The sequence below is a fragment of the Halobaculum rubrum genome (assembly GCF_019880225.1).
Taxonomy (GTDB): Archaea; Halobacteriota; Halobacteria; order Halobacteriales; family Haloferacaceae; genus Halobaculum; species Halobaculum rubrum.
Genome location: NZ_CP082284.1, coordinates 2,821,896 through 2,845,995, shown reverse-complemented (window position 1 = coordinate 2,845,995; position 24,100 = coordinate 2,821,896). Strand labels below are relative to the sequence as shown.

Annotated in this window: 14 protein-coding genes, 1 tRNA gene and 3 rRNA genes; 9 read left to right on the top strand and 9 right to left on the bottom strand. The window is 66.3% G+C overall.

What is annotated here, in order from left to right:
• Positions 1-2: 2 nt before the first annotated feature.
• The 3 genes from K6T25_RS14495 to K6T25_RS14485 form a co-directional block, all read right to left on the bottom strand.
• Entirely contained in the window at positions 3-725 is a 723-nt protein-coding gene (locus K6T25_RS14495; protein ID WP_222915282.1) for a DUF4013 domain-containing protein, read from the bottom strand.
• 2 nt (positions 726-727) lie between these two features.
• Positions 728-2,842, bottom strand: a complete 2,115-nt coding sequence (gene rqcH, locus K6T25_RS14490) for a ribosome rescue protein RqcH (RefSeq protein ID WP_222915280.1) — start codon at positions 2,840-2,842, stop codon at positions 728-730.
• A gap of 104 nt (positions 2,843-2,946) precedes the next feature.
• Positions 2,947-4,281, bottom strand: a complete 1,335-nt coding sequence (locus tag K6T25_RS14485) for an MFS transporter (RefSeq protein ID WP_222915278.1) — start codon at positions 4,279-4,281, stop codon at positions 2,947-2,949.
• A 123-nt stretch (positions 4,282-4,404) separates the two neighbouring features.
• Between K6T25_RS14485 and K6T25_RS14480 the strand changes: the two genes are divergently transcribed.
• Positions 4,405-4,734: a DUF5785 family protein gene (locus K6T25_RS14480; RefSeq protein WP_222915277.1), complete on the top strand. Its 330-nt coding sequence runs from the start codon at positions 4,405-4,407 to the stop codon at positions 4,732-4,734.
• 180 nt (positions 4,735-4,914) lie between these two features.
• Here K6T25_RS14480 and udk read toward each other — a convergent pair whose 3' ends face one another.
• Positions 4,915-5,592, bottom strand: coding sequence for a uridine kinase (udk, locus tag K6T25_RS14475; RefSeq protein ID WP_222915275.1), 678 nt, complete (start codon positions 5,590-5,592; stop codon positions 4,915-4,917).
• Between the two features lie 117 nt (positions 5,593-5,709).
• Here udk and K6T25_RS14470 point away from each other — a divergent pair, with 117 nt between their 5' ends.
• The 5 genes from K6T25_RS14470 to K6T25_RS14455 all read left to right on the top strand — a co-directional run bounded on the left by K6T25_RS14470 (position 5,710) and on the right by K6T25_RS14455 (position 10,253).
• A complete protein-coding gene (locus tag K6T25_RS14470; RefSeq protein WP_222915273.1) occupies positions 5,710-7,041 on the top strand; it encodes an ABC transporter substrate-binding protein in 1,332 nt (443 codons plus the stop codon).
• A gap of 152 nt (positions 7,042-7,193) precedes the next feature.
• Positions 7,194-8,342: a metal-dependent hydrolase family protein gene (locus K6T25_RS14465; protein WP_222915272.1), complete on the top strand. Its 1,149-nt coding sequence runs from the start codon at positions 7,194-7,196 to the stop codon at positions 8,340-8,342.
• Between the two features lie 135 nt (positions 8,343-8,477).
• A complete protein-coding gene (locus K6T25_RS15840) occupies positions 8,478-8,633 on the top strand; it encodes a DUF7563 family protein (RefSeq protein WP_284062460.1) in 156 nt (51 codons plus the stop codon).
• Positions 8,634-8,734: 101 nt separating this feature from the next.
• Positions 8,735-10,075, top strand: a complete 1,341-nt coding sequence (locus K6T25_RS14460; protein WP_222915270.1) for an amidase — start codon at positions 8,735-8,737, stop codon at positions 10,073-10,075.
• A gap of 103 nt (positions 10,076-10,178) precedes the next feature.
• A tRNA-Glu gene (locus K6T25_RS14455) sits at positions 10,179-10,253 on the top strand.
• Between the two features lie 522 nt (positions 10,254-10,775).
• On the opposite strand, the gene rrf is transcribed toward K6T25_RS14455, so the two are convergent.
• From rrf to K6T25_RS14435, 3 genes are all read right to left on the bottom strand, one after another.
• Positions 10,776-10,897, bottom strand: a 5S ribosomal RNA gene (gene rrf / locus K6T25_RS14445).
• A 114-nt stretch (positions 10,898-11,011) separates the two neighbouring features.
• Positions 11,012-13,943 (bottom strand): 23S ribosomal RNA (locus tag K6T25_RS14440).
• Positions 13,944-14,292: 349 nt separating this feature from the next.
• Positions 14,293-15,764, bottom strand: a 16S ribosomal RNA gene (locus tag K6T25_RS14435).
• Together the 16S, 23S and 5S rRNA genes form the textbook arrangement of a ribosomal RNA operon.
• A gap of 325 nt (positions 15,765-16,089) precedes the next feature.
• On the opposite strand from K6T25_RS14435, the gene K6T25_RS14430 reads away from it, so the two are divergent.
• Positions 16,090-17,736 (top strand): hypothetical protein, encoded by a 1,647-nt coding sequence (locus K6T25_RS14430; RefSeq protein WP_222915266.1) that lies wholly within the window; start codon positions 16,090-16,092, stop codon positions 17,734-17,736.
• Positions 17,737-17,993: 257 nt separating this feature from the next.
• Here K6T25_RS14430 and K6T25_RS14425 read toward each other — a convergent pair whose 3' ends face one another.
• Both K6T25_RS14425 and K6T25_RS14420 read right to left on the bottom strand, forming a co-directional pair.
• Positions 17,994-19,283 (bottom strand): Cdc6/Cdc18 family protein, encoded by a 1,290-nt coding sequence (locus K6T25_RS14425; protein ID WP_222915265.1) that lies wholly within the window; start codon positions 19,281-19,283, stop codon positions 17,994-17,996.
• Positions 19,284-20,234: 951 nt separating this feature from the next.
• Positions 20,235-20,987 carry an MBL fold metallo-hydrolase gene (locus K6T25_RS14420; RefSeq protein ID WP_222915263.1) on the bottom strand — a complete coding sequence of 251 codons (753 nt, stop codon included), beginning with the start codon at positions 20,985-20,987 and terminating at the stop codon, positions 20,235-20,237.
• Between the two features lie 184 nt (positions 20,988-21,171).
• Here K6T25_RS14420 and K6T25_RS14415 point away from each other — a divergent pair, with 184 nt between their 5' ends.
• Together K6T25_RS14415 and K6T25_RS14410 are read left to right on the top strand one after the other, a co-directional pair.
• On the top strand, positions 21,172-22,875 hold the full coding sequence (locus K6T25_RS14415) for a succinic semialdehyde dehydrogenase (protein ID WP_425600873.1): 1,704 nt from the start codon (positions 21,172-21,174) through the stop codon (positions 22,873-22,875).
• Positions 22,872-24,020, top strand: a complete 1,149-nt coding sequence (locus K6T25_RS14410) for an SDR family oxidoreductase (RefSeq protein WP_222915258.1) — start codon at positions 22,872-22,874, stop codon at positions 24,018-24,020. The genes K6T25_RS14415 and K6T25_RS14410 overlap by 4 nt, the downstream gene beginning before the upstream one ends.
• The last annotated feature ends 80 nt before the right edge of the window (positions 24,021-24,100 follow it).

The following is a 24,100-nucleotide window of genomic DNA, read 5'->3' as shown; positions in this document are numbered from 1 at the left end:
GGTTAACGGTTTTCACCGATCCCCCGGCTCCACGCCGCGACCCCGGCGACCTCCAGGTAGAACAGCCCGAAGAAGCCGACGAGTTTGACGGGGCGGGAGCCGGCACCGGCAAGCGCCGCCCCGAACGCGAGCAGAATCGCGCCGACGGTCCACGCGTAGAAGTACCGCCCGGACGTGGCCGTCCGGCGCAGGGACCCGACCGAGACCCCCTCGGCGACCCGCGCGCGAACGGCGGAATCGGGGTCCGCGCGCGCGTATCCGGCGAGGATCGCCGGCAGCGGGTACGCGACCCCGACCGCCAGCAGCAGGCTCACCGTCCCGCCGACGAGCGTCACCCCGTATCCAAGCGGCGTCGTCGGGTCGATCGGGCCGCCGGCGGCCCCGCCCGACGTCGCACCGGCGACGGTGACGAGCAGGACGACGACCGGGACCAGCAGGACGACGACAGAGAGCGCGCTCGCGACGAGTCCGTCGCGAAGCAGGCCGACCGGTCGGCGAAACGAGGGAAGCGTTGCGGGGTCCTCCGCCTCGCCGGCCGCGCCGAACACCCGGACCAGGTAGCCGACGACGAGCACCGTCGCGACCGGTGTGAGCAGCGATAGCGGCCACAGCGGAGCGACGAGCGCGGCGAGCAGGTGGAGTCCGCCGCCGGTCGCGAGCGCCTCCGCGGTCGCGCCGCGGTCGTCCGCGGCCCCGAGCGGGTACCGGAGCGCCTCCCGGAGCACGCTTACTCCCCGAGCAGGTCGCTCTCGCCCGGGGGGAGGAACTCCTGGATCAGGTCGGCGGAGGCGACCTTGCGGACGAAGCCCTCGTCCGCGAACCGCTCCTTGAGTCGTCGGTAGCACTTCATCGCGGCGTCGTTCTGGGCGTATCGTCCGGGCGTGACCCGGATCGTCGTCTCCGCGCGCGGCTCGACCGCGCTCGGCGGGCCGCCGATCACCCGCGTCTCGGGTTCGACCTGTACGCCCACCGCGACCTCCGCGGGCATGTCGCGGTAGTAGTCGCGCTCCCCGCGGATCACGAACCCTCCCTTCTCGATGTACTCGCCCGACTCGGGCGTCTTCGACACCTGGTCCGGGGTGACGACGTACGCGTCGCCGGCGCCGCGGCCGTCCTTCCACACCGAGGAGTACGAGACGGCGAACTGGGCGGCCTCCTTCCGTGACTGCTCGGGGATCGTCACGTCGCGGGCGGCCTCCGAGGGGTCGGTCGCCTTGATCAGCGTGACCGGGCCGCCGTGGGCCTGCGCGTGACAGAACAGGTCCCGGCCCTCCATGTAGTTCTTCACGAGTTCCTCGTTCTGGTCGGCGTTGCGCCCGCCGATGACGAGGAACCCGTCGCTGGTCTCGAACCACCGGAAGCGGTCGTACCAGTAGTCCTGCTGTCTGACGGGGATCGACTGGCGGGTGAGCCAGTCGACATCCGCGTGCTCGTCGACGTCTTCGTCGCCGTCGCCATCGTCGGCGGCGTCGCCGTCGTCGCCGTCGTCGCGCTCCCACTGTTCCTTGCGCTGTTTCACGGCCTCCAGCTCCTCGCGGGTGTTCTCGATCGCCGCGAGCGCGCCCTCCTTCTTCTCCTCGATCCGCTTGGCCTCCGTGTACAGCCGGTCGGCGTTCTTCTCCGGCCCGGTGCCGGCGTCGAGGGTGACGACCGTGCCGTCGAGGTCGACGTCGACGGTCCCCTCCGAGCCGTCGACGCCGCGGACGGCCTCCGCCTCGGGGATGCCGCGGTCGGCGCCCTCGAGGAACGTCTCGTCGATCTCCGCCCAGCCTCGCCCCTCCTCGCGGGCGGACTGGATCGTCGAGAGCACGTCCGCGACGAGGTCGTAGTTGGCGTACACGGCCTCCGCCTTCTCGCGCTCGGCGGCCGCGCGCTCGTCGAAGTCGTCGATCGCGCCCTCCTGTTGGTCGATGATGCGCTGCTTCTTGGCGATCTCCGCCTCGAAGTCGGGGGCGTCGTCGACCTCCTCGTCCTCGGTGAGATCGAGCCGGTAGAAGTACTCGTCCAGCGCCGCGTTGAAGTCGTCGTACGCCTCCGCCTCCATGCCCTCCCGCTCCTCCAGCGGGAACGGGGTCACGTCGACGACGGCGTCGTCCTCCAGATACAGGCGAGGGTCGAGACCCCCGGAGCGGAGGCGCTCGCCCATGCGCTGGATCACGTCGTAGATCGCGCGGTACTGCTCCTCGCCGGCGTCGGCGATATCGAGCGTCTTCTCGACGCCCGCGCGGGTACAGAACTCCTCGGCGTAGAGGCCGCCCATGTTGAGCTGCGTGGCGAGCGTACGGACGACGTCGGTGTCGGACTCCTCCATCCGGGCCTCGAGCACCTCGTAGCGCACGTCGAAGGGGTTGATCCGCGACTGCGGGTACTCGTACTGGCTGCCGGGCGCGACGGTCCGCGACTTGAGCCGGACCGTCTCCAGACTGCGCTGGACCTCGCCGGTCTCGTCGAGGACGGCGACGTTCCCCTCGCCGAACAGTTCGGCGACGACGCGCGTGTTCGCGTCGGGCCGCTCGAAGTCGAACGTGAGGATGCGGTCGAACTCGTACTGCGCCACGTCCACGATCTCGCCGCCCGCCAGCCGCGAGCGGAGGGTCTTGGCGAACTCCGGCGGGCGGCCGGGCGCGTCCGGGACGTTCGCGGGATCGGCGACGTGACACCGCTTCACGTCGCCCGTCTCGACGAGGAGCTCGACCCGCCCGCGGTCGTAGTCGCGGAGCTTGAAGCGGACGAGATCGTCGCCGTAGAGGTAGACCTTGTCCACCTTCGCTCCCTCGTACCGGGAGAGCTCCCCGGCGAGGGCCGCGAGGTCGACGCTCGTCATCTCGGTTTTCGGGTCCATCTGATTGGCTACGTATACTCCGGGCGGATGTTTGGGCGTTGCGGGACGCGCATCGCCCCGGTCCGCCCGTCGGAAGTGGTCGCGTCGCCGCGGCCCTCCCGCGCCTACCTCCGGGCCAGCACCACGCCCGTCGCGGACGCGACGAACCCGAAGCCAGCGAGCACGCCGAACAGCGTCGGCGGGTTCGCGTAGGTCAACACGGTGCCGGCGACGGCGCCGCCGAGCGCGCCGACGCCGAAGACGCCGAGGTAGGTGTAGCCGTACGACAGCCCGCGGGTGCCCGCGGGGGTGTACTCGGCGACGGTCGCCTGATAGAACGGCTGCACCACGAACAGCGCCATCCCGAGCACGGCCCCGAACACGAGGAACGGACCGAACCCGAGGTTCGCGACCGGGAGGAACAACAGCGCCAGCACGCCGAGCAGCCCGAAGCTGAGCGCGATGCCGCGCTCGACGGGGATGCGGTCGGTGAGCTTCCCGCCGACGTACTGGCCGACGACGCCGATCATGAGCAGCCCGGAGTAGACGTAGTTCGCGGGCGACACCTCCCGAGCCACGAGCCCGCCGAGGGAGTCGGCGATCCCGCCGGGCAACAGCGACCCGACGACCACCGGCTCGAATCCGGGGAGGCCGTCGAGCAGTTCCGGCATGAACGTGAGCACGCCGCGGTAGTACAGCCCGGACATCATCACGACGAGGAACACGAGCGCGAATCCCCCCGAGAACAACACGCGCGACTCGGCGACGAACTCCGTGAGCGACTCGACGCCGGCGTCGGCCTTCGAGTCGCCCGCGTCCTCGCCGCCGTCGGCGGCGGTCTCGACGGCCGCGGTCTCGTCGAAGCTCGCGCGGACCGCGTACAGCGCCGCCAACAGCGCCGGCGCCGCGAGGATCACGGCGACCGTCTGCCAGTCGAGGACCAACAGCAGGAGCGTCGTGAGCAGCGGCCCGAGACCGATCCCGAGGTTGCCTGCGATGCCGTGGTACGCGAAGCCGGTGCCGCGCTCCTCGACGCCCTTCGAGAGCAGCGCCAGCCCCGCGGGGTGATACACCGACGCGGAGACGCCCCACACGACCATCGCGAGGGTTATCGCCACGAGTCCGGGCGCGGCCCCGAGCAAAACGAACGCGGCCGCCATCCCGACGAGACAGGCGGTGATGAGACGGCTCGATCCCACGCGGTCGACGAGCACGCCGCCCGGGAGCGCGCCCAGGCCGAACAGGCCGTATCCGACCGTCACCAGCAGGCCGAGCGTCGCGGAGGTGACCGCGACCTCGACCGGGCCCAGCGCCACGACGTCGAACTCCGCCAGCCAGATGGGGATGAAGATCGGGATGGACAGCTCGTAGGTGTGGACCATCCCGTGGGCCAGCATCGTGAGCCCGACGATCGATCTGTCGTTCCGGTTCACACGCGAACGAGACTGCTCCGACGCCATGTACGCGTCGGTGTCGGCACGGACCGCCGTGGGATCGCCACGGACTGCTTCGGGACCGGCGCCCACCGAGGAGCGGTGCGGGGAACGAAACGACTAATCGCCCCCCGCGACTACCGCCGTGTAATGAGTGCGCACGATTGGCCCCACGACCCCGACGGCGAACAGGGAAGCGAGGGGCGCCGAAAGTACGGGCACGCGGTGCTAGTGAAGAAGGTCGACGAGGAGGACGACTTCCCGCTGCGCGCGGGCGACTACCGCGAGGAGTTCGCCGACCATCCGGTGCGGCTCGACGCGGACACCGTCGTCTCCGTCGACGACGTCTTCCAAGATATCGACGACGACACGGAGTTCGAGGACATCGTCGCCTTCCACAAGGCCGTCGGCGAGACGATGCGCGCCAACGACCTCTGGACGTACGAGGGCGCCGACGCGTTCACCCGTACCCGCGGGTAGCCCGCGTCGAGTCGACCGATCGCAGCGGTTTCTCGTCGAGCGTCCGACCGAGCCATCGCGTAGCCCGCCGATCGATCCCGGCCGATCGGGGGCGTCCGATCGATCCCGGCCGGCCGTCGCGCGGACGCCGATCGAGCCGACAGGGCGGCTCGCCGGGGTCGGATCTCGCCGCCCGCGCGTTCAGCGCGTTCGTCCGCCGATCTCGCGCTCGAAGTCCTCGCGCTCCCACGTGCGCGTCCCCTCGCCCTCGACCTCGTTTTGGAGCTTCTCCTCGAGCAGATTGATCGCCATCCGGTTGGCCCCCTCGGGGATGATCAGGTCGGCGTGCTTCTTCGTGGGTTCGATGAACTGCTCGTGCATCGGCTTCACCGTCGAGAGGTACTGCTCGATCACGCCCTCCAGGTCGCGGCCGCGTTCGACCACGTCGCGCTCGATGCGCCGGAGGATGCGCACGTCCGCGTCGGTCTCGACGTACAGGCGGAGATCCAACATGTCGTTGATATCCTCGTCGTACAGCGCGAGGATCCCCTCGACGACGATCACGTCGGTCGGCTCGACGGTCTCCGTCTCCCCCTTTCGGTTGTGGATCTCGAAGTCGTACTGCGGCATCTCGACGCTGTTGCCCGACAGCAGCGTCTCGAGATGGTCGCGAAGGAGCGACCACTCGAAGGCGTCCGGGTGGTCGTAGTTCACCTCCGCGCGTTCCTCGAGATCGAGATGCGAGAGGTCCCGGTAGTAGTTGTCGACCGGGATCCGCGTCACCGAGTCGGCGACGCGTTCGGTGATCAGCCGGGTGACCGTCGTCTTTCCAGCGCCGGTCCCCCCGGCGATGCCGACGACGAACGAGGGGTACGTCATTTGATAGTCGTCCCCCGCGGGACGGCTTGGGCGTGTCGGTCCGCCGGTCTCACACGAACCGCCGCGTGTCGCTCGCGTTCGGTCAAATTTATAAACTGCTACGGCATTGGCTCTCACATGGCACGCAATATCGATCGCCGTGACGTCCTGAAGGGCGCCGGAACGGCAGGCGTCGTCGGACTCGCGGGATGTATCACCCAGAACGATTCGGGCGGCGACGGTGGCAACGGCGGCGGTGACGGCGGGGAGACCGACGCCGGCGGGGAGACCACCGAGGCGTCCGACGACTCCGGGTCGGCGCGGACGATCCAGCACTCCGTGCTGATGCCGCTCACCGGCGATCTGGCGTCGCTCGGCGGGCCGATCCGCGACGGCGGCACGCTTCCGGTCAAGCAGTTGGAGGCCGCGGGCGACGTCCCCGCGGAGTTCGACCAGACGGTCGAGGACACACAGACCGACCCGCAGGCGGGGATTCAGGCGGCGAACGGCCTCGCGAACGCCGGCTACCCGACCGTGTGCGGACCGGCCTCCTCGGGCGTGAACCTGCAGGTCTCCCAACAGGTGTTCATCCCCAACGGGATGGTCGGCGTCTCCCCCTCGTCGACGTCGCCGGCGGTCACCGACCTCGACGACGACGGACTGATCTTCCGGACGGCCCCCTCGGACGCGCTGCAGGGGCAGGTGATGGCCGACGTCGCCGCGAACAACCTCGGCGACTCGTCGGCGTCGATCATGTACGTCAACAACGACTACGGGCAGAAGCTGGCGGAGGTGTTCGCGAGCTCCTTCACCGAGGAGCACTCCGGGAGCGTCCAGGAGTCCATCGCCTTCGAGAAGGAGCAGTCCAGCTACTCCTCGCCGCTGTCCTCGGCGATGAACGACTCGCCGAGCCTGCTGGTCGTGATCGGCTACCCTGCCTCGGGGATCCAGATCTTCCGCGACTTCTACGCGGAGTACGGCAACGACACCGACATCATGGTGACCGACGGGCTGCGCGACTCAACGCTCCCGGACGAGGTCGGCTACGACATGTCCAACGTCTACGGCACCGCGCCGCTGGCGACCGGTCCGGGCCAGGAGGCGTTCACCTCGCTGTACGAGGAGGAGTACGACCGCGCTCCGGGCGCGTTCAACGCGCAGGCGTACGACGCCTCCGCGGTCTGTCTGCTCGCCAACGCCGTCACCGGCGAGAACGACGGCCAGGCGATCAAAGAGAACATGACCGCGGTCGCCAACCCGAACGACGGGATGGAGGTCACCCCGGAGAACCTCGCGGAGGGGATGCGGGCCGCACTCAACGGCGAACAGGTGTACTACTCCGGCGCGTCCTCGTCGGTCGACTTCGACGAGAACGGCGACATGACCGCCGTCAGCTACGAGTACTTCACGTTCAACACCGACGTGGAGGGGAACATCGAGCAGCTCGACACGATCGACTTCAAGGCGTAACCGACCGCCGGAGCCCCGAGGAGCGAGCCGATCCCCCGTTTTTCGACTGGCCGCGCGCGTCCCGAACGGTTCCGCTCTCGAACGCCGCCGGAGAACTCCCCCTCGGCCGCCGGGACCACCGCCTTTAGGCGCTCTCCGTGATACGGAACCGTATGCACGTACTCAACGGTGGGACCGTCGTCGACGCGGACGGCGCCCGCGAGGCGGACGTGGCGATCGCGGACGGCGAGATCGTCGCCGTCGGCGACATCGGCCGCGGCGACTCCGAGACGGACGTGAGCGGCCAGTTCGTCTCGCCGGGTCTGATCGACTCGCACGTTCACCTGATGATGGACGGGCGTCCGGACGTCGCGACCGCCCAGAACGAGAGCGACTTCGACCACGCGTACATCGCCGCTGCGAACCTCCGAAAGGCCGTAGAGGCGGGTGTCACCACCGTCCGCGACCTGGGCGCCACTGGGGCGCTGGCGCTCGACGCCGGCCGCGCGGTCGCCGAGGGGCGACTCGTCGGCCCGCGAGTGCTCGCGTGCGGGGAGAACGTCGTGATGACCGGCGGCCACGGCCACTGGTTCGGCCGCGAGGCCGACGGCCCCGACGAGGTCCGCAGGGCCGCCCGCGAACAGCTCAAACGCGGCGCGGACGTGATCAAGTGCATGGCGACCGGCGGCGTGCTCACGGAGGGCGCCCAGACCGGCGCGCCGGAGCTCACCGCCGAGGAACTGGCGGCGCTCGTCGACGCCGCGAGCGCCAAGGGCGTCCCGACGGCCGCACACGCCCACGGGAAGGAGGGACTGCTCAACGCCGTCGACGCCGGCATCACGAGCATCGAGCACGGCACGTTCATGGACCGGGAGGCGGCGGAGGCGATGGCCGCCGAGGGGACCTACTGGGTCCCGACCGCGGCCGCCCTGAAGAACATCGTCGAGAACCCCGACGCCGGGATCCCCGAATCGGCGATGGACAAGGCTGTCGAGGCCAGCGAGGCGTTCGCCTCCTCCTTCGAGCACGCCGAGGCCGCCGGCGTCGACATCGCGATGGGCACCGACGCCGGTACGCCGTTCAACCACTTCGACGACATCGCCGACGAGCTGGCGTACATGGTCGAGTTCGGCATGAGCCCCGAGGCTGCGCTGGAGGCCGCGACCGTCACCGCCGCGGAGCTGTGTGGACTCGACGACGTCGGTCGCGTCGCCGAAAGCTACCGGGCGGATCTGGTCGTCCTCGACGACAACCCCGCCGCGGACGCCGACGCGTGGCAGGACCCCGCCGCGGTGTTCGCCGGCGGCGACCGCGTCGCGTAACCGGCGTCCGCGGCGCCCCATGTCGGCCGGGGGTTCTGCGATCGTCGTCGAGTATCCCCGTCGCATCCGGTATCCGACGGGTGAACGACGTATTCGGGGGTGCCTTTTTAGCGATCAAACGAATTGGTCCGCTCGATGCCGGAGTGTGCAAACTGTGGCGGATTCGTAACCGAGAGGTACGTTCGGGTGTTCGCGCCCGGCGAACGGGAGACCGTGCGCGTGTGTCCGAACTGCGAGGACAAGCTTCGAGACGGGGCTGACGTACGCGAGGCCCGGTCGAAGCGGACCTGATCCGGATCGATCGTCAAGCCGCCGCTCGCGGTCCAGACGCGAGCGGCGATCGAGGAACCGGCTCCGAAGAACTACTACCGAGCCCCACAGAATCCGTTCACATGGACAACGATCGAACCGGCGAGGCGCTCGCACCGCTCGCCGCCGCGTTCCGGACCGGCGATCGGGACCCGACGGCGTACGCGAACACGCTTTGCGATCGGATCGAAACCCGCGACCCGGAGATACGGGCGTGGGTCGACGGAGCGAAATCCCGCGCGTGGCTGACCGACGAAACGGACGCCCTTCGCGCGCGACATTCCCGAACCGAGTCGGAGAGCGACGCGAGCGACGGGACGAACCGGCCGCCGTTGTTCGGCGTTCCAGTCGGCGTGAAAGACATCTTCCACGTCGACGGGCTGGCGACGCGCGCGCGCTCCGAGCTTCCCCCGGACGCGCTCGCCGGACAGGAGTCGACCGCCGTCCGACGGCTCCGCGCGGCGGGAGCGACCGTCGCTGGGAAGACACACACGACGGAGTTCGCGTATTTCGCCCCCGCGCCGACGCGAAATCCACACGACCTCGACCACACGCCCGGAGGGTCGTCGAGCGGATCCGCGGCCGCGGTCGCGAGCGGAACGACTCCGCTCGCGCTCGGCACACAAACCGTCGGGTCGGTCATCCGACCCGCGGCGTTCTGCGGCGTCGTCGGGTTCAAACCCACCCGCGGTCGGGTTCCGACCGACGGAGTGATCCCGTTAGCGGCGTCGGTCGATCACGTCGGCACCTTCACGCGTGACGTCGCCGGCGCGGCCCTCGCGGCGTCCGTCCTTCTCGACGGCTGGGACGACTGGGACGGGCAGGGGCCAACCGGCAAGCCGACGCTCGGCGTTCCGAGCGGTCGGTATCTCGACCAAGTGTCCGATATAGGGCGTGAGGCGTTCGAACAAGCGCTGGACGCGCTTGCCGACGCGGGCTATGAACTCGTCGGTGTCGAGGCGATTTCCGATATCGACGACGTGAACGATCGACACAACACGCTCGTCGCCGCCGAAGCCGCGCTCGCACACGGGGAGTGGTACGACCGATACGCCGACCGCTACGCCGACGCGACCCGCGAGCTGATCGAGGACGGGCGGTCCGCGCCGGTGTCGGCGCTCGTCCGCGGTCGACGCGGGCGGGACGCGCTGCGCGACTCGCTCGCGTCGACGGTAGAGGACCACGGTATCGACGCGTGGATCGCGCCGGCCGCGCTCGGGCCCGCGCCCGAGGGGATCGACGACACCGGGGACCCGGTGATGAACCTCCCGTGGACGCACGCCGGGCTCCCGACGATCGGTCTCCCCGCCGGCGACGTGGACGGGCTCCCCGTCGGCGTGCAAGTCGCCACGGGATTCGGTGCGGACGAACGGCTGGTCGCGTTGGCGGACGAGATCGCCGGCGTCGTCGGAGACGCCGTCTAACCCGACAGCCAGCACGCCAAACCCACACACGGCGGTGGCGAACCGACACCGTTTTACAGTCCACAGGCATACGCAGAGTTGCACAGACGTAGTGCATCACCGCGCTCCGGTGGTGTAGTCCGGCCAATCATATTGCCCTCTCACGGCAATGACCAGGGTTCAAATCCCTGCCGGAGCACTCCCATTTTCCTTCGCTCGGTACCGACCCGGTTCGTTCAGTTTCTCGCGTGTTCACTCCGAGCAGCGTCTGTCCGGTCGGATGACAGGTACCGTTCCTACTCAGCGACGAGTCACCCCGTACGTCCGTCGTACCGATGCGTTTGCAGTGTGTGGGTCGATACACCTGTCGCTAACGGGTGGAGAAGTCGGACTCGATCCGCTGTCGGTCGGCCCGTCACTTCAGTTCTTTAGCGCCGGGTTCCTTCGGTCTGCGATCGTGTTCTTCGCGCTGGCGCTCGTCGCGGCTGTAATCACTGCGAGAGGGATCGCTGGGATGAGCATGACGATCGCGAAGTAGCTCGTGGCCGTCTCCGTCGTCCTCGCGATCGTCTCTGTGGTGGTTCGGATCGCGATTAGTTCGGGAACCCGCTGGTCGCGGGGAGGCTTCGTCGGCGGGCGTTGTGACTGTTCGGCTTCGACGGCGTGTGAAAATGGAAAAAGCCCACCAGCGCGGTGCTGGTGGGCGTGAAACTGTATGAGTGGTGGGCGGCGAACCGGTGTTTCCAGAGGCTCTCGCACTCCAGGACTTACCGGAACGCTGGCGGGCTTAACTTCCGTGTTCGGGATGGGTACGGGTGGTGCCCCGCCGCTGTGGCCGCCCGAAGGCCGACCATCGGGAACGATCCGATGTGTGCCTGCGTCGGTCTCCGACCAATATGTACGTGCAATCCAGGTAACACCTGAACCCGATTCAACGGAACATCGGGCTCCAGTATATGAGTGTGGCTTGGTCTGTTAGTGCTCGCGGGCTGAACGTCTCGTTGCCTCGACGCGTACACCCCGAGTCTATCGAACTCGTCTTCTACGAGTGACCTCGGTGGTACTTCTTTTTCAAGTGGGTTTCGAGCTTAGATGCGTTCAGCTCTTACCCCGTGTCACGTAGCTTCTCGGCAGCTGCCCTCTCGGACAACCGATACACCAGTGGTGACCATTCGTAGTTCCTCTCGTACTATACGAACGTTCTCGTCAAGTACCGTAACACCCCCAATAGATAGCAGCCGACCTGTCTCACGACGGTCTAAACCCAGCTCACGACCTCCTTTAATAGGCGAACAACCTCACCCTTGCCCGCTTCTGCACGGGCAGGATGGAGGGAACCGACATCGAGGTAGCAAGCCACGCGGTCGATATGTGCTCTTGCGCGTGACGACTCTGTTATCCCTAAGGTAGCTTTTCTGTCGTAAATCCGGGCCATTGAGGCCCGTGATCCGTTCGCTAGACCACGCTTTCGCGTCAGCGTCACTCGCTTGGAATGACACTGTCAGACTTCCTTGTGCTCTTGCGCTCTTCCGCGGGTTCCTGTCCCGCGTGAGGAAATCTTGGGGCGCGCTCGATATCTTTTCGAGCGCGTACCGCCCCAGTCAAACTGCCCGGCTACCGGTGTTCTCCTCCCGGAGTGAGAGTCGCAGCCACTGACGGGTAGTATTTCAGTGATGTCTCGGTGGCCCGCTGGCGCGGGTACCTGTGTGATGACTCCTACCTATCCTGCACGTCAGCGGCCACGTCTCAGCGACAGCCTGCAGTAAAGCTCTATAGGGTCTTCGCTTCCCCTTGGGGGTCTCCAGACTCCGCACTGGAACGTACAGTTCACCGGGCCCAACGTTGGGACAGTGTGGCTCTCGTTGATCCATTCATGCGAGTCGCTACTGAAGCGACAAGGTACTACGCTACCTTAAGAGGGTCATAGTTACCCCCGCCGTTGACAGGTCCTTCGTCCTCTTGTACGAGGTGTTCAGATACCTGCACTGGGCAGGATTCAGTGACCGTACGAGTCCTTGCGGATTTGCGGTCACCTGTGTTGTTACTAGACAGTCGGAGCCACCGAGTCACTGCGACCTGCCCCGTCGAGGGCAGGCATCCCTTATTGCGAACGTACGGGACTAACTTGCCGAATTCCCTAACGTCGGTTGCTCCCGTCGGCCTTGGCTTGCTCTGCCAGAGTACCTGTGTCGGATCTCGATACGAATACCACGCTCGTCTTTTCACGGACCCCTGGTAACGCCTGCTTTCGCTGTTCTCGTCTTCTTTCGCTTCGTGCCGTTACGGCTTCCACGGAATTCACGAGTTCGACCGGGCGAATGCCCGGCCAGACGGTTCCGGAGGTGTCGACTTTCAGTGCGTGGTAGCACTGGAATATTAACCAGTTCCCCGTTTGTCCGGTTCGAATTGCGGCCGGACTTAGGATCGGCTAACCCTCGGCTGATTGGCAGTGCCGAGGAACTCTTACTCTTTAGGCCTTCGAGGTTCTCACCCGAATATCGCTGCTACTGTGACCAGGATTGTCGTTACTGAGCGGTCCACACGAGCTCTAGCCCGTGCTTCCATCCGCACAGTACGCCGACCTACACGGTCCCCCTGTGATGGGGGCGGTTAGGTATCAGAAGTGGATTTGAGTCCCGTTCATTTTGGGCGCCTTGAACCTCGGCCGGTAAGCTGTTACGCTTTTCTTAGCGGGTAGCTGCTTCTAAGCTCACCTCCCGGCTGTTTAGGGCTCAAGACTACCTTCAGAGGATTACACTTAATCCACATTTTGGGTCATTAACCTAACTCTGGGTTGTTCCCCTCACGGTGCCCAAGCTTACCCCGGGACACCGGACTCCCTCCGTCGACAGCGTCCGCACGTTCGGAGTTCGACAGAGAGGCCGACTCCTCTCGGAGGCGGGTCTCTCAATCGGTGGCTCTACCGCGCGGACTACCTTAGGAGAGGTCATGCTTCGACATGTTTCGGTCGGAACCAGCTGTTGCCGAGTTCGATGGGCCTTTCACCCCTACTCCAAGATCACGCGAGGGTATTGTAGGACACCAACGCTAACGGACCTCCACGTGCCTTTCGGCACGCTTCATCCTGCCTCGGAGTAGATCACTCGGTTTCGGGTCGTACTTCGTCGACTCCCCGCGCTTGAACACGGTGGCCCTCGTCGTAAGACTGCGGCCATATCGGTTTCCCTGCGCCTTCCTCGATGATCGAGTTAGACTCGCCGGAGAAGTACACTCCCTGGTTCGTTTTTCAAAACGCACGACGCGACTTCGGCTCCCCGCACGTCTTACTGGAGACTCGCGTCTCGGTCATTCTGTGCGGGGCCTTGTAAGCCCCGTCGCTCAATCGCCAGCTGATTTCAGGCCCTATTGCACCGCCCTTCTCGGGGTGCTTTTCAGCGTTCGCTCACGCTACTTGTTCGCTATCGGTCTCGAGGAGTGTTTAGCTTTCTCAGTCGATGCCTGAGATATTCACGAGGGATATCCAACCCCCGCTACTCTGGGAACTGATCCACAGAATCGGTCGACGATACGGGACTGTCGCCCTGTATCGTGCTCCGTTCCAGGAGACTTCTCGTCGATCGAGTCTGTTTGATATCAGCCCGAACACCACATTGCCTGCGAGGTTTGAACCTCGAGGCTTCGGTTTGAGCTGTGTCGCGTTCACTCGCCGTTAGTAACGACATCTCGGTTTGATTTCTCTTCCTGCTCCTACTGAGATGTTTCAATTCGGAGCGTTCCCCATTGCGCTAGGCAATTGTAGAGGGATTCCCATTCGGAGATCCGTAGTTCTTCGCCTCCATGCGGCTCCCTACGGCTTAACGCAGCTTGGCACGTCCGTCGTCGGCTCTCGAGCCGAGCCATCCACCAGCTGGCACAGTAGCCAATACTGAGTGGAACCCAATGGACCCGATGAATCGGGTTCAGTGGGTGTCTGGATTGCACGTACATACGGTCGTCATCGCACGTCACGTGGGTGTCACGCGAGCGTGCTCAACCCTTCCCATCCCCGCTCTCGCGGGATGGTGCATCGGTCGTGTGTACCAGTTCATCTCCTCGTGCCACAGTTAAGGGGCACGATTCGAATCGCGGTACGAGAGTGACCCACAGGGAATCGAACCCTGTCGAGGTACCAACGAGGTCTGAGTGTGAGCCCCGATAGTTCGAAGGTGTCTGGTCGCAACCACGGACGCCACGAAGACCTCTAGGTGGGCCAGGCGCGTCGGCCTGGTCCCGTTCTGTGGAGGTGATCCAGCCGCAGATTCCCCTACGGCTACCTTGTTACGACTTAAGCCCCCTTGCGAAGCCCAGATTCGACCTGGCAACCCAGGCCTCATCCGGACCTCACTCGGGTGCTTTGACGGGCGGTGTGTGCAAGGAGCAGGGACGTATTCACCGCGCGCTTGTGACACGCGATTACTACCGAATCCAGCTTCATGTGGGCGAGTTTCAGCCCACAATCCGAACTACGACCAGGTTTCTGAGATTACCGTCTCCTTTCGGAGTAGGAACCCATTGTCCTGACCATTGTAGCCCGCGTGTAGCCCAGCCCATTCGGGGCATACTGACCTACCGTTGCCCGTTCCTTCCTCCGCCTTGGCGGCGGCAGTCTCCGTAATGTACCCAACGACCTCGTGGGTCTTGCTGGCAATTAGGGATGCGGGTCTCGCTCGTTGCCTGACTTAACAGGACGCCTCACGGTACGAGCTGACGGCGGCCATGCACCTCCTCTCTGATCGTCTGCTAAGCTCATCACACTGAGCGTCATTCGAACAGTCGGGGCTGGTGAGATGTCCGGCGTTGAGTCCAATTAAACCGCAGGCTCCTCCGGTTGTAGTGCTCCCCCGCCAATTCCTTTAAGTTTCATCCTTGCGGACGTACTTCCCAGGCGGTTCGCTTCTCGGCTTCCCTACGGCACAACACAGACTCGTAGTCTGCGTCGCACCTAGCGAACATCGTTTACAGCTGGGACTACCCGGGTATCTAATCCGGTTCGAGACCCCAGCTTTCGTTCCTGACCGTCGGATCAGTTCTCTCAAGGTGCTTTCGCCATCGGTGGTCCGTCCAGGATTACAGGATTTCACTCCTACCCCGGACGTACCCCTTGAGTCTCCCTGTCCCAAGCCGGGCAGTTTTCGCCGGACGCCTACCAGTTGAGCTGGTAGATTTCCCGACGAACTTGCTCGGCCGGCTACGAACGCTTTAGGCCCAATAAGATCGGTCATCACTCGAGCTGCCGGTATTACCGCGGCGGCTGGCACCGGTCTTGCCCAGCTCTTATTCGTACACCGCCTTAGGGTGTACAAAAGCGAAGGCACTATGCCTCCGCACTCGGAGTCCCCCTATCGCACTGTCGTGCAGTGTAAAGGTTTCGCGCCTGCTGCGCCCCGTAGGGCCCGGAATCTTGTCTCAGATTCCGTCTCCGGGTTCTTGCTCTCACAACCCGTACCGATTATTGGCACGGTGGGCCGTTACCCCACCGTCTACCTAATCGGCCGCAGCCTCATCCTACAGCGTCGGAACGTTTCTCACTCTCGGCGTTCCAGCGTGGGAGTGGTATCAGGAATTAGCCTCAGTTTCCCGAGGTTATGCCTGTCTGTAGGGTAGATTGGCCACGTGTTACGGAGCTATTCGCCACGGGGCTGAACCCGTGCGACTAGCATGGCTAAATCGGACTCCGATAGCAATGACCTCCGGCAGGATCAACCGGAATGTTCCTCCCCGCGAAGGGAGGGGGTGGCGGGTCATATCGTGGCGACATCGTGGAACCGACCAGATGTCACCGAACTATCGGGGCTCACATCAGATACCGTCTTGCGGCGGACCGCAGGGGCGGAATCCTCATAGCGTGTCGCCGCGCCGACCGCGGCGCGCTTCACATCACATCGAACGGCAGTGGTACGTATAAGCCCGTCGTCTCGGGGTCGGCGAGGTACTGCACCACGTGGGTACGTATCTCACAGCCTTCGCCCAACCGAGACGGTACCGGCGGCCAGTCCGTCACAAACTATTCAACTTGCTGACTGAATCTCGGCCACGTGGCCCTCCGAACGCAGCTCACAGCCGTCTATCGGGGCGTCCGGTCCGTGCTCGCGCGCCGGCTGTTCGTCGACCGGCGGGCGCTCGTCGCCCTCAGGGTCTCGCTGGGGGCGTTGTTGCTCGCGGATCTCCTGTTGCGCGCACGGTCGTTGACGTTCTTCTACGCGGATGCGGGCGCGCTTCCGCGGTCGATACTGTTCATCCGCTACCCGATCACGGCGACGCTCTCGGTGCACACCTGGTTCGGAGATCCCTGGTGGGTTACGCTCCTGCTTGTGGCCGCCGGTGTCGCCGCCCTCGCGCTCGTGTTCGGCTATCGTACCAAGGCAGCGGCGGTCTGTTCGCTGGTCCTCCTCGTCTCGCTTCACGCACGCAATCCGCTCGTGTTGAACGGCGGCGACTCGCTGCTGCGACGAACCCTACTGTGGAGTCTCTTCGTTCCGCTCGGCTCGGGGCTGGTTCTCGACGATCGGACACGGTGCCGGCATCCGGCCGCCGTCGCCCTGTTGATTCTCTACCTGGTCAACGCAGTGATCAAGCTGCGGGGAGACGCCTGGCCGAGCGGACGGGCGATACGGACTGGTGTTCAGTATCGACTCGCTGACTGTCCTCCTCGGAGAGCGACTCGCGGCGTATCCGGGTCTGCTTGCCGGACTCGGTACCGCATGGGTGGTCCTATTGTGCTGTTCGCCGCTGTTCGTGCTCACCACGGGCCAGAGACGAACAGCCGTCGTCGCCGTGTTCGCGGCCGCGCACACGGGGATGGCGTTCACACTCGGGGTCGGGTTGTTCCCGCTCGTCAGTCTCGCCGCGTTGCTCCCGTATCTTCCCCCGGCCGTGTGGGAGTCGATCGAAAGGCGGTGGAATCGGGTCGTTCGGACGGCGGAGAGCGGTTTGACGGCTGGGCGGGTTGGGCCGTCGGGACGACTCGGGCGGTCGAACCGGAATCGACTATCGGAAGGACTCCGACGGGCCGGATGATCCGATCGGGCCGGCGGCTCAGACGCCGACTCAGTGCCGGCGTGCGAGCGGACCTCGCGGCACTCGACCCGGCTCTATCGGCGTTAGGCGGAGTTGTTCCGGGTCGGGTCGAGTCCGGTGATACACGTCGAAAAGCGAGATCGCTCCTCGGCCCCGTCGATCGCACGTGGATCGCCGCGGCCGTCGAACGCACGGGCCGAAGCGTCGCGACGGCGCTGTTGGTCGTCGTCGTGCTGTGGAACGCTGCCGCGTTGGGGTATGTCGACGTCCCCGAGACGGACGCGATCGGGGTGAGTCCGCAGGAGACCAGATGGGACATGTTCGCCCCGTCGCCGCCGACCGAGGACGTGTGGTACGTCGCCGTCGGGAGGCTCGAATCCGGGGAGAAAGTGGACGTGATCCACGGCGGTGACCCGAGTCTACAGCGGTCGGATCGTCGGTGGAGTACCTACCCCAGCGCACGCTGGCGCAAGTACCTGGAGGTCGTCCGCTGGACCGGCGACGATGCACTACGCGAACGGTTCGCGTCCGCGCTGTGTACGCGGTGGAACGCGACCCATCGAACGCACGTCGAAACACACACCATACACGTACTGTCTCAGCCGACTCGGTTGAACACAACTGAGCCGGTAGAGGAGGTTCGGGTGCGAACGCATACCTGCTAATCGGGTAACTGTCGAAGACTGATCGAGGGATGTCGGATACTGGCCGGGTGGGTATCGGTGCTGACCGGGTGGGTATCGGTGCTGACCGGGTGGGTATCGGTGCTAGCGGACGGGCGGACGCCAGACGAGAGAGTATGTTCGATCTGAGCGTCTCCGTCATATCACGCCGAGAGCACTCGAAAACCGGTGTTGGAGTGGGGAGCAACCGAACAGGATGACGAGAGCCAGGCAGGATCGAACCGCCGGACGAGGAGGTCTCAGGTGTCGACGAGGCCGGCGTCGCGGAGGATCCGTTCGATGTCGAGGGAGACGCCGTCGAGTGGAAGTTCCGACTCTGCAATGGCGTCCCGGACCTGCTCGACGGTGAGCGCCTCGGACAGCTCGTAGGTGTTGTACTGGCCGCCGCGGAGGCCCTCGTTGTTCTGGTACGAGTGGAGGAATCCGAGCATGTCCAGTCGAGTGAGGTGGTTGTACATCCCGCGCTGACTGAGCGGGTCGTCGCCGGCGGCCTGTGCGAGCCGGCGGTACGCCGCGTGGATGGCCTTCGTCCGCACCGGCGTTCGGCCGTCGGCGTCGAGGCGCGCGACCGCCGAGAGGATGAGCTGTTTGTGCTGGTCCTGATCGGCGACGGACTCGACCATGTCCCCGTAGTCGAGTTCCTCCTTCGCCGCGTACACGTCGTCGGGTTCGATCGGGACGTGGCCCTCGTTCTCGGCGTGTTCGGCCGCCTGTTTGAGGAGGTCCATCGCGCGACGCGCGCTCCCGGAGGAGTTGCGAACGGCGAGTGCGGCACACAGCGAGAGCACCTCTTTCCCGTACGTGTCGGGGTGAAGCGCCCGTTCGGCTCGCGCCTCGATGATCTCCTCCAGTTCCTCGGCGGTGTACGCGGGGAACTTGATCTCCGTCTCGCACAGCGTGTCGCGGACCTTCGGGGAGAGGTTCGACCGGAACGTGTAGTCGTTCGAGATCCCGATGAGCCCGATGCGCGTGTTCTCCACGTAGCCGATATCGCGCGCACGCGGAAGGTCGTACAGCAACGTATCGGACTCGCCGACGCGGTCGACCTCGTCGAGCACGATGAGCACGGTGCCGCCGATGGCGTCGAGCTCGTCGTACAGCATCTCGTACACCTCCCGGGCGGCGTACCCCGTCGACGAGACGGTCTCGCCGTCGCGCAGCTCGTTCACCAGCGCGATGGCGACCTGATACGAGGAGGCGGTCCCGTCGGCCGGCGCGAGGTTCTGGCAGTTGACGCGGACGTAGGTGAACCCCCGCTCGTCGCCGGGCGCGTCGGCGTTGCGCGAGTCGATGTCGGCGTCGAGTTCCTGAAGTAGGTACTTCGTCGCCGCCGTCTTTCCGACGCCGGTGTCGCCGTAGAGGAAGGCGTTTCTCGGTGGTCTTCCCTTGTAGACGGGTTTCAGGGCGTTCACGTAGTCCTGCATCACGTCGTCGCGGCAGAGGATCTCCGCCGGGGTATGCTCCTCCGTGAAGAGGTCCGCGTTCCGGATGATCTCCACGTCGTCTTCGAATATCGAACTCGACCCCATGTCGCACCAGCCACTGCGGCCACCCGAGTGATAAGGCTGTGGAAGTTCGAGTGCTTTCGCGTGCTTTCGAGTGCTACACCGGGGGGTTGCGAGTGCTCTGCGAGTGACTGCGGGTGACTGCGAGTGTTCCGGCTGACGACACGGATGGCAGCACCGATTTTCGAGTGCTTCGGTGGGATGATCGGATGGTGCGGTGGACGGCCACATCCGAGAACGCACCGGACCCGCGAACATCCCAGTCACGTCCGGGGACACACCGGTTTTCGAGTGCTTTCAGGTCGGCGCACGAACGAGGTGTCGAGTCACCCGGCGACCGAGGAGTGCGACACCGGATTTCGTGTGCTCTCCTCGCTCGAAACTCGCATGAGTCGGGGGTATCCCTCAGATCTGGCGTGTTCGGCCTGGGAGACGGAGTTCCGGATGACAACCGTCTCGAGGATAGTAACAAATACGACATGCCTGGCGGACTGGTTCGGCCACCTCCCTCACACCGTATTTCGAGTGCTTGGGTCGGTCGTAGGTGGGTTCGGTCTCCCCCGACCACGAATCGGTGGAATGGGACATATAAATGGTGTCGTGTTGTAACTAGCTTATCATTTCGTGTTCCACGAGACTGCCGAATCCAACGAGTACACAGGTACTCTTCTTCTTCTTCTAGCTAGGATCGATAACGATATAATAAACGCGAGAGCGTCTCGCCTCGCCTCCACCCCTCCCTGTCGTGGGAAAAGCACACGAAAACTGGTGTCAGGGAGTCTCCGTTCCACACCACTTTGCGAGTGCTTCACAGAGGGGTACCGATCGGGCCGGCGTCGGCGGTAGCGGCTGTTCACAGCATCGCCGCGTTTGCGACCGCCCACACCGTGTTTCGAGTGCTTTCGAGCGACGCCACTGCCGAGAGGTCGCTGTCGGGTTCCGGTTGTCAGCGGACGCCTGCAGAATCCGACCGGATTACTCGATCCGGAGCACGTCGCCGTCGTCGGGAGTCACGACATCGTCGACGGCGTCACGGAGGTCGCTGCGCGTCACGAGACAGTGGTTGATCGCATCCATGTGCACGGCGGCGACCGTCACGTCGTCCGGGGTTGCCTCACGAACACGCCTCACGTCGTCGCCGTCCATCGTTATCGGCTCGCCGTCGCGGAACCGCGCGCCGCCCGCGTTCACGATCACGGCGCTGGGTCGGGTTTCCGACAGCGTCTCGGCCACCCCGTCGTACCAGACGGTATCGCCGGTGAGGTAGATCGAGGGGGTCGCGTCCGAACCGCACACGACGGCCCCTGTCACGGGCGCCATCGCCGCCGCGAGATCTCCATGGCCATGACGAGCGGGGGTAGGCGAGAGCCGCACGTCTCCGACCGAGAGCTCCCCGTCGAGGGGACGAACGTCGGCGAACCCCTCCGACTCGAACTCCTGGACCTGCTCAGGGTGGACGATCAACGGCACGTCGGGGTCGAGTCGGTCGCGTGCGGCGTCGTCGAAATGGTCGTTATGGCGGTGGGTGACAAGCACCGCATCGTGATCCAGGTCCACCGGCGGAAGGTCGACGAGGGGGTTGCGGCGTTGGTTGGGTGTGTTCTCGACAGGCGGATCGGCACCCTGAGCTGCGAGCATGGGGTCCACGAGCAGTGTCGTGTCGCCGACCGTGACTAGGAGTGTTGCATGGCGGACGAGCTGCACAGTTGCAGCCGGGTCTCTCGACATGGAGGTGACCGCGTCCGCAGGAGGTATGTGGCTGTCGCCGCCGGCATCGCTGTCGCCGCCGACACCGCTGTCGAAGCCTCTTTCGCCGCCGTCGCCTCCGCTTTCGCCGCCGTCGGACCGAGCGGATCGACCGACTCACCTCACCACCCGTGCAGTTACAACGGTTCGCCGTGTGTCACAGACGATGACGCGCTCCGCCGCCGACCGGCGATCTCGACGGCTTCGATCCCGCCTCTCACGGTCGCGCTTGTCCGAACTCGGCGCCCTCGCGACACGTGCTGCTCCCGACGAACGGGGCGACGATACCACCGACGCAGGCGACAGCCGTGGCGTCGACGAGGACACCCCCGGAGACGGCCGGGATCGCGAACGGCTGCGCGAGCCGTCGCCCCACACTGGAACGCCGCTCCGGCCGCTGCCCGCCGCGAGCGTCGACGACGTCGCCGCGGCGGTCGACCGGGCACGGGCGGCACAGGGCTCGTGGGGCGAACGCTCGCCGTCCGCACGAGCGACCGTCCTCGAACGAGCGGCCGATCTGGTTCTCGACCGGCGAGCGGCGCTGGCGGACGTCGTCCAATCGGAGACCGGCAAGGAGCGGGAGGGCGCCGTGAACGAGGTGTGGGACATCGCAGCCAACGCCGAGTACTACGCCAAACGTGCGCCGGAACTGCTGGCGTCGACCCGCCGCGCCGCGGCGATCCCGGGAGCGACCCGAACGACCGAGCATCGTCACCCGCTCGGCGTCGTCGGCCTCGTGACGCCGTGGAACTACCCGCTCACGCTCGCCGTCTCCGACGCCCTCCCGGCGCTCGCCGCCGGCAACAGCGTCGTGATCAAGCCCGCGGAGGCGACGCCCTACACCGCCCTCGCGGGACGGGAACTCCTGATCGACGCCGGCGTACCGCCCGAGTGCGTCCACGTCGTTCCGGGAACCGGCGAGACCGCCGGCGCCGCGCTGGTCGAGCGTGCGGACTTCGTCGGCTTCACCGGAAGCACCGCGGTCGGCCGGGAGGTCGCCGCCTCGGCCGGACGCCGTCTCGTCGGCGCCTCGCTGGAACTCGGCGGCAAGAACCCGATGGTCGTGCTCGCGGACGCCGACCTGGACGACGCCGTCGACGGCGCGGTCGCCGGCTGTTTCCCAAACGCGGGCCAGTTGTGCGTCTCTCTGGAGCGGATCTACGTCGCGGACGCCGTCTACGAGCAGTTTCGTGATCGGCTCGTCGCGGCGACCCGGGCGCTCGATCTCGGCGTCGGCTTCTCGTACGACGCGGACGTGGGTTCGCTGATCGGCCCGGATCAACTCGACCGGGTCCGCGACGCCGTCGACGACGCGGTCGCGGACGGCGCGCGGGTGCTCACCGGCGGACGCCACCGTCCCGACGTGGGGCCGTACGTGTACGAGCCGACGCTGCTGGAGGGCGTCGACGACGACGCGGCGATCGCCCGCGAGGAGACGTTCGGCCCGGTCGCGACGCTCCACCGCGTGGCCGACGCCGACGAGGCGATCGATCGGGCGAACGACTCCGCGTACGGGCTCCACGCGTCCGTCTGGACTCGCGACGCCGCGCGCGGCGAGCGCGTCGCCGAACGGATCCGGACGGGGACGGTCTCGGTGAACGACGCGTACGTCTCGGCGTACGGCGCGGTCGACGCGCCGATGGGCGGCATGGGCGAGTCCGGAGTCGGCCGCCGTCACGGCCGCGAGGGCCTGTTGAAGTACACGGACGCGCAGACGGTCGCGGTCTCCCGGGCCGGCCAACTCTCGCTCCCCGGGTCGCCGTGGCGCGGGCCCGCCGTCCGGGTCGGAAGCGCGCTCCTTCGCGGCGCGAGTCGCCTCTCGCGGGCCGTCCGGCGCCTGCCGTTCGTGGGCCGCGGAGGGTCCCGATGACGACCGTCCTGCTCACCGGGTTCCCGGGGTTCCTCGGCTCCGCGCTCGTCGAGCGACTGCTCGACCGCCACGGCGACGGCGACGCGCTCGTGCTCCTCGTGCAGCCGCGCTACCGCGAGGCGGCCGAGCGCCGCCGCGACGCGCTGCTGTCGGCTGCCGCGGCCGACGGACGCGAGCGCGCTCCCGACTCGAACCCCGATCTTCCGAGCGTGGACCTCGTCGAGGGGGATATCACCGAGCGTGACCTCGCGCTCGGCGACTCGGGCGACAACCGACGCGACGCGCTCGCCGCCCGGACGGACCTCGTGTACCATCTCGCGGCCGTGTACGACCTGGGCGTCGAGCGCGAACTCGCGGAGGCAGTCAACGTGTACGGCACCCGCCACGTGCTCGACTTCTGCGCTGACGCGCGCGAAGCCGGAGGCTTTGATCGACTCCACTACGTGAGCACCTGCTACGTCAGCGGCCGATACGAGGGGACCTTCACGGGGGAGATGCTCGCGGAGGCGGGCCCGTTCAACAACCACTACGAGGCGACGAAACACCGCGCGGAGGTGCTGGTCCGCGAGGCACTGACCGAACGCGACCTCCCGGCGACGGTGTACCGGCCGGCCATCGCCGTCGGCGACTCGACGACCGGGGAGACGCAGAAGTACGACGGCCCCTACTACCTGCTCGATCTGGTACGCCGGCAGCGACGGGTCGCGTTCGTCCCGCGGATCGGCGACCCGCGGGCGACGACGCTGAACCTCGTTCCCCGTGACTACGCCGTCGACGCGATCGACGCGCTCAGCGGGATGCCCGACACCGTCGGCGGCACCTACCAGCTGTGCGATCCGAACCCCCCGACGATCGCGGGGCTGTATCGGGCGTTCGGGCGCGCGACCGGGCGCCGGATCGTGCCGGTCCCGACCACGGCGCGCGTGGCGAAGGCGGCCTGCGAGGCGCCGATCATCGGCGACATCCTTGGGTTGGAATCGGAGACCGTGCCGTACCTCACGCACCCGACCGAGTACGCCGACGGTGCGACGCGAGCCGCGCTCGTCGGAACCGGGATCGAGCCGCCGGCGTTCGAGTCGTACGTCGAGACCCTCGTGGCGTACGTTCGCGACCATCCCGAGGTGACGCCGGACGCGATGATGTGAGATCGGCGCGAGATGAGACCCCGAGAACACGGCCTCGGCGTGGAGCGGACGCCCGACGCCGGGCGTACGTTGAAGCCCCC

Coding starts and splice junctions, on each gene's coding strand:
- rqcH (WP_222915280.1), bottom strand. CDS start 2,842: ATGGACCCGAAAACCGAGATGACGAGCGTCGACCTCGCGGCCCTCGCC.
- K6T25_RS14485 (WP_222915278.1), bottom strand. CDS start 4,281: ATGGCGTCGGAGCAGTCTCGTTCGCGTGTGAACCGGAACGACAGATCG.
- K6T25_RS14480 (WP_222915277.1), top strand. CDS start 4,405: ATGAGTGCGCACGATTGGCCCCACGACCCCGACGGCGAACAGGGAAGC.
- udk (WP_222915275.1), bottom strand. CDS start 5,592: ATGACGTACCCCTCGTTCGTCGTCGGCATCGCCGGGGGGACCGGCGCT.
- K6T25_RS14470 (WP_222915273.1), top strand. CDS start 5,710: ATGGCACGCAATATCGATCGCCGTGACGTCCTGAAGGGCGCCGGAACG.
- K6T25_RS14465 (WP_222915272.1), top strand. CDS start 7,194: ATGCACGTACTCAACGGTGGGACCGTCGTCGACGCGGACGGCGCCCGC.
- K6T25_RS15840 (WP_284062460.1), top strand. CDS start 8,478: ATGCCGGAGTGTGCAAACTGTGGCGGATTCGTAACCGAGAGGTACGTT.
- K6T25_RS14460 (WP_222915270.1), top strand. CDS start 8,735: ATGGACAACGATCGAACCGGCGAGGCGCTCGCACCGCTCGCCGCCGCG.
- K6T25_RS14425 (WP_222915265.1), bottom strand. CDS start 19,283: ATGGGGTCGAGTTCGATATTCGAAGACGACGTGGAGATCATCCGGAAC.
- K6T25_RS14420 (WP_222915263.1), bottom strand. CDS start 20,987: ATGTCGAGAGACCCGGCTGCAACTGTGCAGCTCGTCCGCCATGCAACA.
- K6T25_RS14415 (WP_425600873.1), top strand. CDS start 21,172: ATGACGCGCTCCGCCGCCGACCGGCGATCTCGACGGCTTCGATCCCGC.
- K6T25_RS14410 (WP_222915258.1), top strand. CDS start 22,872: ATGACGACCGTCCTGCTCACCGGGTTCCCGGGGTTCCTCGGCTCCGCG.